This is a genomic window from Streptomyces sp. NPDC048291 (assembly GCF_043201715.1).
GTDB lineage: Bacteria > Actinomycetota > Actinomycetes > Streptomycetales > Streptomycetaceae > Streptomyces.
The window spans coordinates 489626-503007 of the sequence record NZ_JBICZC010000006.1 but is presented as its reverse complement, the minus strand read 5'-3'; the positions used below and the strand labels follow the sequence as shown (position 1 = coordinate 503007).

The 13382-nt window shown below is 71.8% G+C and carries 11 protein-coding genes; 2 read left to right on the top strand and 9 right to left on the bottom strand.

The window, feature by feature from the left end; genetic code table 11:
• Window positions 1–65: 65 nt before the first annotated feature.
• From ACGF5O_RS18995 to ACGF5O_RS18975, 5 genes are all read right to left on the bottom strand, one after another.
• Window positions 66–1118: a YIP1 family protein gene (locus tag ACGF5O_RS18995; RefSeq protein WP_393811002.1), complete on the bottom strand. Its 1053-nt coding sequence runs from the start codon at window positions 1116–1118 to the stop codon at window positions 66–68.
• Between the two features lie 55 nt (window positions 1119–1173).
• Window positions 1174–2595 carry an FG-GAP-like repeat-containing protein gene (locus tag ACGF5O_RS18990; RefSeq protein ID WP_393811001.1) on the bottom strand — a complete coding sequence of 474 codons (1422 nt, stop codon included), beginning with the start codon at window positions 2593–2595 and terminating at the stop codon, window positions 1174–1176.
• Between the two features lie 2 nt (window positions 2596–2597).
• Entirely contained in the window at window positions 2598–4046 is a 1449-nt protein-coding gene (locus ACGF5O_RS18985; protein WP_393811000.1) for an FG-GAP-like repeat-containing protein, read from the bottom strand.
• A gap of 96 nt (window positions 4047–4142) precedes the next feature.
• Window positions 4143–5639 carry an FG-GAP-like repeat-containing protein gene (locus ACGF5O_RS18980; protein ID WP_393810999.1) on the bottom strand — a complete coding sequence of 499 codons (1497 nt, stop codon included), beginning with the start codon at window positions 5637–5639 and terminating at the stop codon, window positions 4143–4145.
• 118 nt (window positions 5640–5757) lie between these two features.
• Window positions 5758–7236 (bottom strand): FG-GAP and VCBS repeat-containing protein, encoded by a 1479-nt coding sequence (locus ACGF5O_RS18975; RefSeq protein ID WP_393810998.1) that lies wholly within the window; start codon window positions 7234–7236, stop codon window positions 5758–5760.
• 535 nt (window positions 7237–7771) lie between these two features.
• Between ACGF5O_RS18975 and ACGF5O_RS18970 the strand changes: the two genes are divergently transcribed.
• Together ACGF5O_RS18970 and ACGF5O_RS18965 are read left to right on the top strand one after the other, a co-directional pair.
• The gene (locus tag ACGF5O_RS18970; RefSeq protein ID WP_393810997.1) at window positions 7772–8980 is read left to right on the top strand and encodes an ATP-binding protein; all 1209 of its coding nucleotides are present in this window, start codon (window positions 7772–7774) and stop codon (window positions 8978–8980) included.
• Between the two features lie 331 nt (window positions 8981–9311).
• Window positions 9312–9641, top strand: coding sequence for an antibiotic biosynthesis monooxygenase family protein (locus tag ACGF5O_RS18965; RefSeq protein ID WP_393810996.1), 330 nt, complete (start codon window positions 9312–9314; stop codon window positions 9639–9641).
• 19 nt (window positions 9642–9660) lie between these two features.
• Here ACGF5O_RS18965 and ACGF5O_RS18960 read toward each other — a convergent pair whose 3' ends face one another.
• The 4 genes from ACGF5O_RS18960 to sigJ form a co-directional block, all read right to left on the bottom strand.
• A complete protein-coding gene (locus ACGF5O_RS18960; RefSeq protein WP_393810995.1) occupies window positions 9661–9876 on the bottom strand; it encodes a hypothetical protein in 216 nt (71 codons plus the stop codon).
• Window positions 9877–9915: 39 nt separating this feature from the next.
• Entirely contained in the window at window positions 9916–10536 is a 621-nt protein-coding gene (locus ACGF5O_RS18955) for a hypothetical protein (protein WP_393810994.1), read from the bottom strand.
• A 454-nt stretch (window positions 10537–10990) separates the two neighbouring features.
• Entirely contained in the window at window positions 10991–12259 is a 1269-nt protein-coding gene (locus tag ACGF5O_RS18950; RefSeq protein ID WP_393810993.1) for an NAD(P)/FAD-dependent oxidoreductase, read from the bottom strand.
• Window positions 12260–12371: 112 nt separating this feature from the next.
• Window positions 12372–13319 (bottom strand): RNA polymerase sigma factor SigJ, encoded by a 948-nt coding sequence (sigJ, locus tag ACGF5O_RS18945; RefSeq protein WP_393810992.1) that lies wholly within the window; start codon window positions 13317–13319, stop codon window positions 12372–12374.
• Window positions 13320–13382: the final 63 nt, after the last annotated feature.

Genomic DNA, 13382 nt, shown 5'->3' with positions numbered 1-13382 from the left:
CGCGTGGAACATGCGTGGGGCCCCCGGCACACCGGCCGGGGGCCCTTGTCGTGTCTGGAGGAGGGCTAGAACGTGCCCAGCTTCACGATCGACAGCAGGGCGATCAGCTGGATCGCCGAGGCGCCCAGGGCCTTCGGCCAGGGCAGGTCGTGGGACTTGCCGACCATGAGGGTGAGGAGGGCGCCCGCCGCGACCCAGGTGGCCCAGCCGAGGAGCTGGACGAAGCCGGCGTTGCCGCCGAAGAACATGGCGACGAGGAGGCGGGGGGCGTCGGTGATCGACATGATCAGCATGGAGAGGCCGACCGTCGGCTGCCAGGCCCCGTCGCCGCCGAGCTGGCGGGCCAGGGTGTGGGTCACCACGCCCAGGACGAAGGAGGAGATCACCATCGCGACCGCCGTCACCAGGACGATCGGGACCGCGTTGGTGAGCGTGGCGTTTATCGCGTCGGCACGCGCGCCGTCGAAGCCGAAGACGGCGAGCAGGCCGTAGAGGAAGGTCACGATGAGGGCGGGGCCCCACATCGCGTAGTCCCGCATCTGGAGGAAGGTCTGGTTCGGGGCGAGGACGATCCCCTTCAGCAGGTCCTTCCAGTGCAGGCGCGGGCCGATCGGGCCGGACGGCGCCGCCGAGCCGGCGTGGTAGGTCGCGCCCTGCGTGTAGGCGCCGGCCTCGTCGACCGAGAAGGCCTGGGTGTGGCCCGGCTGGTTCGCCGCGTACGGGTCGGGGCTGCCGGAGCCGGAGCCGGAGCCGTATCCGCCGCCGTAGCCATGGCCGCGGTCGTCGCCGAAGTACTCCGGGCCGTCGCCGCCGCCCTGCCCCGGGTGGCCGCCGCGCGCCTGCGCCTGCGGCCAGCCGGACCCGCCGCCGTGCTGCGGGTACGGCGGCTGCGGGGTCGACGGGTACCCGTACGACGGCCCTGCCGGCTGCCCGCCGAAGCTCTGCGGCGGCGCCTGCTGCCCGTACGCGGGTTGTTGCGGTCGCGCTTGCGGGGCGCGGTCGTCCCGGCCGCCGCGTCCGTTCCTGAATCCAGCCACGTCATCGAACGTACCTGGTCCCGGAGATCCGTGTGGCGGGCTCGGGCACCCGAGCCCGCCATTGCCGCAGACCTGTGACATCCCCTAGGGGGCGTCTCAGGGCGTCTCAGGGCGCCTCAGGGACGCCCGGTTCGGCTCACTGCGCGAACGCCGAGCCCAGCAGCGACCAGGTGCCCGGCAGGCCCGCCTGGTTGGCCCCGAAGGTCACCGCGCCCGTCGTCGTCAGGCCCGAGGAGGAGCCGCGCAGGGCCCACACGGCGCCCCGTCCGCCGTTCTCGTGCCGGGCGCCGACCGCCAGGTCGGCCTTGCGGTCGCCGTTGAGATCGGCGAGGTGGACGGCGGTGCCCCAGAAGTCGTTGTCCTCGTTCGCGTCCGGGACTCCGGGGGTGTTCTGGCTCCAGCGGGTCGCGCCCGTGCCCGTCAGGCCGGCCGCGGAGCCGCGCAGCAGGGTGACCGTGCCGGTCTGCCAGGCCGCGCCGATCGCCTCGTACTCCGCGCCGACGGCGACATCGGCGTATCCGTCGCCGTTGACGTCTCCGACGGAGAGGGCGTCGCCGAAGGAGTCGGCGCCGGCGGCCGCGGTGCTGCCGGGGACGCCCGGGCTGTCCTGGTTGATCGTCGCCTGGGGCGAGCCGTTCACGCCGTTCGCGCCGCCCAGGTAGGTGCGAACCCTGCCGGGTCCGACCGTGGAGCCGGTCACCGGGGAGTAGGAGGTGACGACGTCGTCGTACCCGTCCCCGTTGAGGTCGCCGAGGAGCACCCGCTGGTAGCCGCCGCTGTTCAGGAACCGCTGCAGCCGCGGCCCGGAGGCGGCGGCGGAGCCCAGGTACACCAGGTTGCCGTCCTCGTAGGTCGTGCCGTCCGTCCCGCTGATCACCAGGTCGTCGGCGCCGTCGCCGTTCACGTCGCCGGCGGCCAGCGCCCACGAACCCCGGCTGGTGCCGCTCTGCAACGGGGTGCCGAGGACGATCCGGGAGGCGGCCCCGTTCGTCTTCGTGAAGCCGCCCTTGAAGATCTGCACGTCCTTGCCGGTGCTGCCGACGGCCAGGTCGGCCCGGCCGTCGGCGGTGAAGTCGCCGACCGCCAGGGACATGCCGAAGCTGCGGTGGACCGTGCGGGCCGGGTCGGGGACGGCACGGCCGCCGGACAGGCCGTTCCTGCTCCCCCAGACGATGGTCACCGACCCGGCTCCGCCGTCCTCGCCCTCGGCGCCGACGACCAGGTCGGCGTAGCCGTCCCGGTTCAGGTCGCCGAAGGTGAGCGACGAGCCGAACTCGTCGTCCTCCTCGGCGGTGCCGGGGACGCCCGCCGAGTTCTGGGTGACGACCGTACGGTTCGAGGCCTTGATCCCGGACTTGGAGCCGTAGGTGACGACGACCGCGCCGGCGTCCGCCTTGCCGCCGACCGTGGCGCCCTGGGCGGCGGTGGCGAGGTCGCGGTAGCCGTCGCCGTTGAAGTCGTCCGCGTACTTGGCGGGCGCGGCGGAGGCCTGGCCGGCGAGCGGGACGAGGCCCGCGGTGAGGAGGGCGGCGAGGGTCGCCGCCGTACGGACGCGCATGGTCAGCCCTCCAGTACGTCGCCGAAGTAGGCGGTGCCCGACGGGCCGCCCAGGGTGGGGCCGGTGAAGGTCTTGGAGCCGCTTGCCGTGACGCCTGCGGTGGTGGACTTGAAGAGCCAGACGGCGCCGGCGCCGCGGCCCTCGCCGTAGGCGCCCGCGACCAGTTCGGCGCGGCCGTCGCGGTTGGCGTCGGTGAGGCGGACCGAGGAGCCGAAGAAGTCCTGGGACTGGGCGGTGCCGGGGACGCCCGCGGTGTCCTGGGAGAAGAGCTTGGCGCCGCCGCCGGTCAGGCCGCTCGCCGAGCCGCGCAGCACGGTGACCGTGCCCGCCTGCTTCTTCGTGCCGAGGGTCTCGGCGTAGGCGCCGACGGCGACGTCCGCGTACCCGTCGCCGTTGACGTCCCCGGCGGACAGGCTCCAGCCGAAGCCGTCGTTCTTCTCGCCCTTCTCCGGGACGCCCGCCGTGTCCTGGGTGATCCGGACCGGCGTACGGCTGCTGAGGCCGCCGGCCGCGCCGTACGTCACGGTGACCGCGCCGCCGAGGCCGCCGTTGGGCTCGTCGGCCGACTTCTCCATGAAGTTGCCGGTGACGATGTCGCCGTAGCCGTCCTTGTTCACGTCGGCGATGACCGCGTCGTAGCCGCCCGCGAGCTTCTTGCCGACCTTGAGGGTGCCGCCGGTGGCGCCGGTCCCGGTGTAGAGGACGCTGCGGGTGCGGTAGTCGCCGGAGGCGGTCTCCTCCTGGCCCATGACCAGCAGGTCGGTCTTTCCGTCGCCGTTGACGTCGCCCGCGATCAGCTTGTCGGTGTAGATCGTGGTCTGGTCGACGGTGTCGATGCCGACCAGGGCGGCCGCCTTGCCCTTGCGGGTGAAGGGGCCGCGGAAGATGTTCAGGGACGGCGTGGAGTTGTTGCCGACGGCCAGGTCGGTGTGGCCGTCGCCGTCGAAGTCGCCGGCGGCCAGCGCCCAGCCGAGTTCGTTGCGGTACCTCGGCAGCGGCGAGGTGAGGTTGCTGGCGCCCTTGAGGCCGCTCGCGCCGCCCCAGAGGACGGTCACGTTGCCGTAGGAGTCGGTGGTGCCGATCCGCTCGCTGTGCACGCCGACGACGAGGTCGGTGTAGCCGTCGCCGTCCAGGTCGCCGGTGGTGAGGCGGTCGCCGAAGTAGTCGCCGGAGGCCGGGTTGCCGGGGACGCCGGTGGTGGCCTGGCTGATGATCTGGCGCTTGGTGGTGTCGAGGCCGTTCTTCGTGCCGTAGACGACCGCCACGTAACCGGCGCCGGACTTGCCGGAGACCTTGGCGACGGGCGCGGCGATCGCGAGGTCGCGGTAGCCGTCGCCGTTGAAGTCGCCGGACAGACCCGAGGGGGCCGCGGTGGCGGTGGCGGCGGGCAGGGCGGTGAGCAGGCCCGTGGTGAGGGCCGTGGCGAGAAGCAGGGTGGTGCGCTTGCGCATGGATGTCCCCCGTGCGGTGGTGGTGGGGTGACGCGCCGTCGAGCGTGGCGTCTTCGTGATGACGGCGCGTCAGCCGGTTTTCTGGTGGGGTGCGCGTCAGCCGGTGAGGCCCGTGCCGAACGCGCCGTAGGTGCGGGAGAGCCCGAAGGTGCCCGGGCCGAAGGACTTGGCGCCGGTGGCGGTGATGCCGGAGGCGCTGCCGCGCAGGGCGGTGACCGCGCCGACGCCCTCGTCCTCGAAGCCGGCCGCGACGGTCAGGTCCGCCTTGCCGTCCTTGTTGACGTCCGAGAGCACGAGGTCCGAGCCGAAGTAGTCCATGGACTCGTTGGTGCCGGGGACCCCGACGGTGTTCTGGGAGATCGTGCGGGCGCCGGTGCGGGAGACGCCGTCGGCCGAGCCGTTCATCAGTACGACGAGACCGGTGTCCTCGGCCGCGCCGATGTCCTTGAAGACGACGCCGATGGCGAGGTCGCCGTAGCCGTCGCCGTTGGTGTCCCCGATGGAGACGGCGCCGCCGAAGCCGTCGCCCTCCTTGTCGGTGCCGGGGACGCCGGTGGCGGACTGGGTGAGCTCGGCCATGGGGGCGTCGCCGTTGACCGGGCCGCCCTTGCTGCCGCGGATGACGACGACCTGGCCGCCGAGGGTGCCGGTGTGGTCGTCCTCCTTCGCGAAGACGTTGCCGATGGCGATCTCGTCGTAGCCGTCGCCGTCGATGTCGCCCAGGGCGAGGGAGGTGCCGCCGTTCAGCGGGCGCGGCTTGGTGGTGACCACGCCCGTGGACGCGCCGAGGTAGGCGGCGCCCTTGGACCAGCTGTCCGACGGGTCCGAGGCGAGCGCGGTGCGGTAGGTCAGGACGAGGTCGGCCTTCTTGTCGCCGTTGGTGTCGCCCGCGGCGAGCGCGTCGATGCCGAACTGCGCCTTCTCCGGGGTGGGGACCTTCTGGGTGCCGCCGGTGGTGCCGGACTTGGTGAAGCCGCCCTTGACGATGTAGGCGTACGACCCGGCCGTGCCGGACGCCAGGTCCGCCTTGCCGTCGCCGTTGAAGTCGCCGGCGGCCAGGACCGAGCCCCAGGCCTCGTGCTTGGTCGCGGAGGGGTCCTTGACCGACGTGCCGTTCTTCAGGCCGCTCGCCGAGCCCCACAGGATGGTGACCGAACCGCCGTCGGTGTCCGTGCCGGTGTCCTCGCCGGGCGCGCCGACGGCGAGGTCGGTGTAGCCGTCCTTGTTGAAGTCGGCCACGGCGAGCGCGTCGCCGAAGAAGTCCTCGGTCTCGGCGGTGCCGGGGACACCGGCGGTGTTCTGGCTGACGATCGTGCGCTTGGCGGGGTTGAGTCCGGAGGCGCTGCCGTAGACCACGGCGACGTACCCGGCCATGTTCTTGCCGCCGACCTTGGCATAGGGGGCGGCGAAGGCGACGTCGCCGTAGCCGTCGTGGTTGAAGTCGGCCTTGTAGGCGTGGGCCGTGGCGGCGGACGCGGCGGGCGCGGAGAGGGTGAGCAGTCCGCCGGTCAGCGCGGCGGCGGTGAGCGTCGCGAGGGCGAGGCGGCGACGGTGGTGGTGTCCGTTCGTGAGGACGTTCGCAGGGACGTTCACGGGTCGTGAGCTCCTGGGATCGGCGGCTTGGGTGCCGGAGGTACGCGGAGGCGGTGCGCGGAGGCGGTGCGCGGGAGTGGCAGCAGCGGGAGCCGGACGAGCCCTCCCGGCCCGCGGGTCAGTCGGCGAAGACGGCGCCGAGCTGCGGGATGCCGGTCGTCGAGACGCCCAGCTTGCTCGCGGACAGGGCCCGGGAGCCGGTCGTGGTGATCTTCGAGCCGTTGGACGGCAGGTAGGTGACCGCGCCGTCGCCGCCGTTCTCGTACGAGCCGACGATCAGGTCGGCCCTGCCGTCGCCGGTGACGTCGTCGAGCTTGATGTCGGCGCCGAAGAGGTCGTTCTTCTCGTCGTCGCCGGGGACACCGGCCGTGCTCTGCGCGAAGGACTGGGCGCCGGAGGCGAGGTTGATCCCGGTCTTGGCGCCGTAGAGGACGGTGACCTGGCCGGTGTTGGACTTGCTGCCGATGTCCTCGTTCGGGGCCGAGACGACGAGGTCGGCGTAACCGTCGCCGTTGACGTCGCCGAGGTCGATCTCCCAGCCGAAGCCGTCGCCCTTCTCGGAGGCGCCGGGGACGTTGCCGCTGTTCTGGTTGAACATGGTGGCCTTGGCGGGGCCGGAGGCGCTGCCGTAGGTGATGGCCACCCGCCCGCCGTTGGCGGAGTCCGGGAAGACGGTCCCGCCGCTGCTGGCGTCCCAGGAGGCGCCGCTGACGATGTCGCCGTAGCCGTCGCCGTTGATGTCGCCGACACCGGTGACGATGCCGCTCTTCAGCGCCTTCGCGCCGGTGACGGTCACGCCCCTGGAGCTGCCCGGCAGCCAGTAGTTGGTGTTCCAGTGGTCGCTGGTCTTCGTCTCGTACCCGTCGACGACGAGGTCGGTACGGCCGTCGCCGTTGACGTCGCCGGCGGTGAGCTTCATCGGGCCGTACGGGTAGGAGCTGGTGCCCGGCTCGATCGGCGGCTTGACGGTGTACCGGCCGCCGGGGGTGCCGTTGCTCGCGATGCCGCCCTTGAGCACCCACAGGGTGGCGGCGGAGCTGCCGACGGCGAGGTCGGCCTTGCCGTCGCCGTCGAAGTCACCGGCGGCGAGCTGGAGTCCCCAGTAGTCGTGGCCGCTCGGCGACGGGTCCTTGAGGTCGACGCCCTTGCCGGTGAGGCCGCTCTTGGAGCCCCACAGGAGGGTGACGGTGCCGCCGTCGGTGTCGGAGCCGACCTTCTCCGAAGGGGAGCCGACGGCGAGGTCGTCGTAACCGTCGGCGTTGAAGTCGGCGTACGCCAGCGTCTCGCCGAAGTGGTCGCCCGCCTCGGCGGTGCCGGGAACGCCGGCGCTGTTCTGGCTGAGGGTGGTGTGCTTGGCGGTGCTGATGCCGGAGGCGGAGCCGTAGAGGGCAACGACCTGGCCGGCGCCCTTGTGACCGCTGACGTAAGCGGTGGTGGCCGAGGTGGCGAGGTCGCCGATGCCGTCGCCGTTGAAGTCGGCGTGGGCGACCTTGACGGAGTCCGCGGCCGTGGCCGAGACGGCGGAGAACGTGAGCAGACCGCCCGTCAGCGCGGCCGCGGTGGCCGTCGCGAGGGCGAGTCGCGGGAACGTGTGCATGCGGGTCGTCTCCTGCGGCACGCGGGGGCCGTCCGCACCCGGCGGACGGCCGGAGTCAGTGATGTCCAGCGATCAGGAGACCCGCGTGAAGGAGTAAGGGTTGTACATGAGTTCGGTGAAATCTCTGAGGTGGCTGTGACTGCGGCTTCGGCTCTGACTTACCGGGGCCGGGGCGCCGAGGCGGGGCCGAGAGGTGACCTTCGACGACGCCACCGGCCAGGGAGACGGGCACGGCAAGAGGAGGACGTGGCCACCACGCGCGGTGCCCCGCCGTACGGGACGGCGACGATCTCCCTGTCGGTGTCGGAATCCGGCGGAGACCACTCGGTCGGGACGGTGTCCTGCCTTCTTCCCCCCGGCCGCGCGAGAGTCCTCCAGCGGCGCCATTGCTGTCGCCGCAAGCCGCTGCTGGTGGTCACGCATGTTGGCGGCGCGAGCCGATCCGCCTACCGCGGCGGGGGCGGACCAGTTGGGCGTAAACCATTCCGTCCTACGCCCCCGTTGTGGCGGCAGAAGTGGCCTTAGGCTGCGGTCCATGGACTTGCGCCAGTCGCCGTACAGCCCGAGCCCCGGGGTCAGGCCCGCAATGCTGGTAGGGCGGGACGACGTGCTGGAGCAGTTCGAGATCACACTCGACCGGCTGGAGGCCGGACGCTCCGGCGAGGCACCGCTCGTCACGGGTTCCCGTGGCTCGGGAAAAACCGTCCTGTTCAATCACATGGTGAGCCGGGCCCGCGAGCGCGGGTGGTTCGTCGGGGCCGAGGAGGCCATCCCGGGGACGGAACTGTCCACGCTGATCGCGCTGCTGGCCCGCGACGTGCTGATGGAGATGAGTGGCCGCCACCGTTTCACCGACCGGGTCAAGCGGGCACTGGGCGTCCTCAAGGCATTCGCCTCGGTTTCGGTGGCCGGGGTCCGGTTGGAGATCAACGCGGACGCCGTGGCCGGTACCGCCGACACCGGCATCTTCGACCTGGACCTAAGGCGGCTCTTCATCGAGATCGGCGAGGTCGCCCGCATGCATGAGATCGGTGTGCTGTTCGCGTTGGACGAGGTGCAGACCGTGCCGAACAGTCATCTGCGCGTCCTGCACGCCGCGCTGCACCAGACAGCGCAGCGCGGGCTGCCCATCGCCTTCCTCGGGACAGGGCTTTCCCCCTCCTGGCAGCAGTCCGGGGCGGAGCTGATCGACCCGACGAGAACCACCACGTACGCCGCGCGTAGCGCCACACTCAGCTACACCCGGCTGGAACCTCTGGGCGACGTCGATACGCGGGCCGCTCTGACCGGACCAGCCGAGGCGGAAGGGGTGCGCTTCACCGAGCACGCGCTGCAGGCTGCGGTCGAGTTCTGCGAAGGCAGTCCGTGGCTCGTGCAGTTCGTCGGGGAGACAGCGTGGGGGCTCGCCCCCTCCTCACCGATCGACGAGCTGGCGATGCACCGGGCACTGGCGACCGTGCAGGAGCGGCTCAACCAGACCTTCTTCCCCCGCCTGCTGCGCCACTGCGACAGGGAAGAACGCCGCATCCTGGCCGCGGTCGCCGCGTACGGCGGGCGCAACGTGCCGGCACTCAGGATCGGAGAGTCGTCACCTCACGGCGACTGGTTCGACGAGGAGTTCGTCAAGCTCCTGGGCGGCCTGGCACGCCAGGACCTGATCGTGCTGCACTTCTCGACATCACTGTTCGAGACAACCGACTTTGCGATCAGCCTCGCTGTACCGCGCCTCGCCGCTTACTTTTGACCCCCGCAAGGTCACGCGGATTCGCCTCACCGTCTTGGGGCTTGGTGCCTTCGCGGGCCGGGTATCGCAGGCGCACGCAGGCAGCGGGCAAGCCGCGTGGACGGGACCCCGGTCGGAGATCTTTCTGCGGCGTTTGCCGCGGCGGGCGATGACCGTGGTGACGGCCGATGTCGGCCCTGCTGCGGTTCGTCATCCGCCAGCACATGCCACCACTCGAACACGGTCACGGAGGCTACGGCAGTGCCACGGACGCGCCGCCATCGGCTGCAAGATCGCCGGACAGGTCTGGTCGCTCACGCGCTTCTGATCACCCCTCCGGCAGGATGGGGGCATGAGCGTAGTCAAGATCAACGTACTGGAAGTACCGGCGGAGCAGCGGGAGACGCTGGAGAAGCGGTTCGCCCATCGCGCCCATGCCGTGGAGAACTCCGACGGGTTCGAGTGGTTCGAGCTTCTCCGTCCGGTCGAAGGAACTGACAGCTACCTCGTCTACACGCGGTGGCGTGACGAGGAGTCGTTCCAGGCGTGGATGGAGGGGCCCATGAAGGCGGCACACCAGGGCGGCGGTGAGGAGGGTGGGGAGAAGCCGAAGCCGGCGGCGTCGGGTTCGACCCTGTGGTCCTTCGAGGTGGTTCAGCAGGCCGAACCAAAGAACGCCTAGATCAGAGGCCACCCGGTCTTTACGGGGGCGCGCGGGCGAAGTTGATGCTGGACGTCTCGGTGCGGCGCAGCATCTCCGCGATGTCACATATGCCCGCACCGCCCTGCGCGATCAGAGTGCTCGGGTCGTCCGGCCGGGCGGTCTTGGTGGACTGTTCCGGCTCCCACGGGCGTGGGGGGAGTCCTGCCAGATGGTCGCGATGGCCGGCGCGGAAGTGGCGGCGGGTGAACGTCACGCTTCGACGGGACGTCACTACCCGCCGCCCGGGTACTCCTCAGTGCTCGCCGGAGGTCTGGGCGGGCTTGCCCGGGGTCCCGTTCCACGGCCAGTAGGAGAAACCGTTGCCGGTGTACCAGTCCAGGCGGGTGCTGCCGCAAGCACCGCTGTGCACGTCGAGGAAGTCGTAGTCGACGGCCTTGATGGACTTCTTGGGGAAGGACACGGAGATCTCCGTGGTGACGGTGCCGCGCGAGGGGATCGTGCCCAGGGCCAGGGCCTGGGAGTTCCACAGGGGCAGCGAGCCGTTGGTCTTGCTGTTCCAGTGCAGCGCCATCGCATGCCAAGAGCCCTTGCCGACGCGCCACCGAACATGGGGCGCGGGACCCCGGTTCTTCATGAGGTTGCCGATGGCGAAGACGTACGAGGCCTTGGTGAGCGCTGTGTTCTCGGTGTTGTGGAGCCGGAGCGTGGCGTAGAGCGGAACGCCGGGCTTGCGTGCGGTGGGTGCGGCCGATCCGGCCGCGTCCGAGACCGATACCGCTCCGTACCGGCAGGCGTACCCGGTGGCGGCGTCCTCGGGCCGAGCGGCAGCCGCGGCACCATGGGCCGCCAGCGCGCTGAGGACGCCGGCGGTGGCGGCGAGAACGGCGCCGTGGCGAATAGTGGTGTTCAACATCTCCTCCTCATCGCCTTGATGCCACAGTGACCGCAGCCTGCCGTCAATGATCTTTGCGGGATCATTGCGTACTGAAGGACCAGCCCTGGTCGGTGCTGTGACCGCTCCGGTTCGCCGGCCGGAGGGAGGAGCGCGGTGTTTGTCGAGAGGAGGCGCTGGAAGCCGCGTTCGGCCCCGACGGCGAGATCACGGGTGCGGGCAGCGGGATGGGGCGCTGCCATCTCGACCTGGAGACCGAGGAGAACCCGGACCCGGGCCAGGCATTGGATCGGCTCCGCAGCCGATCACGCGGCTGCTGCCTGGCCGCCCCGGCGGGGGCCCTTCTCGCTGCGGAAGAGCGGGGTCAGCGCGTAGGTCGGCCGGCTTTCCGTGTGCGGCAGGCTGCTGCCAAGGCTGACGAGGGCCGGGGACGGCGCCGGTGCCTTTCGGGGGGGGGCACCGGCGCGATGGGGGGTCAGGATGGTGTTGTGGTCCTGGGCTTCGTCGTGGACCTGGTCGTGAGCAGTGCTTGCGGGCGGGGCGGGTTCGGTACGGTGCGGTGGCGTCGGGTCGGGAGGCCGAGGGTCGGGTGGGCTACGGCCCAGGCCGCGCCCTTACAGATCAGTTCCTTGTAGCGGGCGGCGGTCCGGCCCGTGAGGGCGGCCCGTACGGCGCGGTCGTCGGCCGTGACGTACTGGATGAGGCCCTGCCTGCGGCCGAGCGAGACGCACTGGTTGAAGTAGCGCAGCGGGGTGTTGGGGAGCTTTCCGCCGGTCAGACGGGCCGCGATGGCGTCGGCGGCCTGCCAGGCCATCGGCTGGCCCGAGGCGCAGGACATGCGGAGCGGGTTGCCGACGGGGCCCGTCGCCTGGGCCGCGTCGCCGATGGCGTACACGTCCGGGTGCGAGACCGAGCGCATGGTCCGGTCGACGACGATCCGGCCGGAGTCGGTGACCTCCAGGGGGGTGGCCCGCGGGATCGGGTGGACGGCGAAGCCGGTGGTCCAGAGGGTGAGCGCGGCCGGGACGGAGGCGCCCTCGGCCGTGGTCACGTGGTCGGGGGCCACGGCGGTGACGGCGGTGTGCTCGTGCACGGTGACGCCGAGTCCGTCGACGACCTTCCGCAGGTACCGGCGGCCCTTCGGGGAGAGCCAGTCGCCGAGGGCGCCGCGGGCGGCGAGGGCGACGTCGAGGTCCGGGCGGGCCTCGGCGATCTCGGTCACGGCCTCCAGGCCGGTGAGTCCGCCGCCGACCACGAGCACCTGCTGTCCGGCCCCGAGGGCGGCGAGGCGGCGGCGCAGCCGGAGCGCTCCGGGGCGGCTCGCGATCTCGTCGGCGTGCTCGGCGGCGCCGGGGACGCCCTGGTCGTTCCAGGCGCTGCCGAGGGCGTACACGAGGGTGTCGTACTCCAGTTGCTCCGGCTGCTCCGGCTGCGAGGAGTCCGTCGGCTCCGGTGCGGCGTTGTCGGTGGTGGGGATCGTCGTGACCGTCTTGCGGTCGACGTCCACCGCCGTGACCCTCGCGAGCCTCAGCCGCACGCCGGTTCCGGCGAACATCTCGGCGAAGGGCCGGGGCCGCAGCTCCTGGCCGGTCGCCAGCTGATGCATCCGGACGCGTTCGACGAAGTCGGGTTCGGCGTTGACGAGGGTGATGGCGACGTCTTCGGGGCGCAGCCGCCGGGCGAGGCGGCCGGCGGCGACGGCTCCGGCGTATCCGGCGCCGAGGACGACGATGCGGTGCTGCATGTCCGTGCTCCTGTCATCCAGCTCTTCAGCGGGTCGCCTCCTGAACCGGGCGGCCCGCCGCTTCCTGACAGAAGTACGGTGTGAAGCAGCTCACATCGGAGTGGGCGGCGGGTCAGAAGAGGCGGGCCAGGGGTTCGCCGTGGTCCGTCGTCGCCCACTGCCTGGTCGCGCGCTCCAGCTTGTCGGGGTTGACCTGGTTGCGGAACGCGGCGATGCCCTCGTCGGTGATCTCCAGGCACATCACGCCGAAGACCCGGCCGCCGCCGGTGACCGCCACCAGGGCGGGGCCGCCGTTGGCGGTCGTGGCGTACAGGTGGACGGGGCCGCCGGCCAGGGCACGCTGGGCCGGGCCCTGTTTGAACAGGCCCCGCATGAACTTCGCGACCGCGAGGGCACCCTCGAACGCCCTGGCCGCGGCCGGGACCTTCCCGCCGCCGTCACCGATCGCGACGGTGTCCTCGGTGAGCAGCCGGACGAGCGGCTCGGTCCGGCCACTGGTCGCGGCGGCCAGGAACTCCTCGATGACGCGTCGGGCGGCGGCCTCGTCGACCTCGGCGCGGACCCTGCCCTGCGCGACGTGCTTCCTCGCCCGGTGCAGGATCTGCTGGCTGGCGGCCTCGGTCAGGTCGAGGATCCGGGCGATCTCCCGGTGCGGGTAGTCGAAGGCCTCCCGCAGCACGTACACCGCGCGCTCGGCCGGGGCGAGACGCTCCAGCAGGACCAGGACCGCGTACGACACCGACTCCCGGCGTTCCGCGGTGTCGGCGGGGCCGAGCAACGGGTCGCCGGCGAGCAGCGGTTCGGGGAGCCACTGGCCCACGTAGGTCTCGCGCCGGGCGCGGGCCGAAGTGAGCCGGTTGAGGCACAGGTTGGTGAGCACCTTCGTCAGCCAGGCCTCGGGGACCTCGATACGGCCGATGTCGGCGGCCTGCCAGCGCAGGTACGTGTCCTGCACGGCGTCCTCGGCCTCGCTCGCGGAGCCTAGGAGGCGGTAGGCGATGGCCGCCAGGCGCGGCCGGGCCGCCTCGAACCGGTCCACGTCGGTCACCGTCACAGCCATGCCCAGGATCCTAGCCCGCACGCCCCGCACAGCACCGGCGCCGGTGGGAACGGCCGCGCTCCC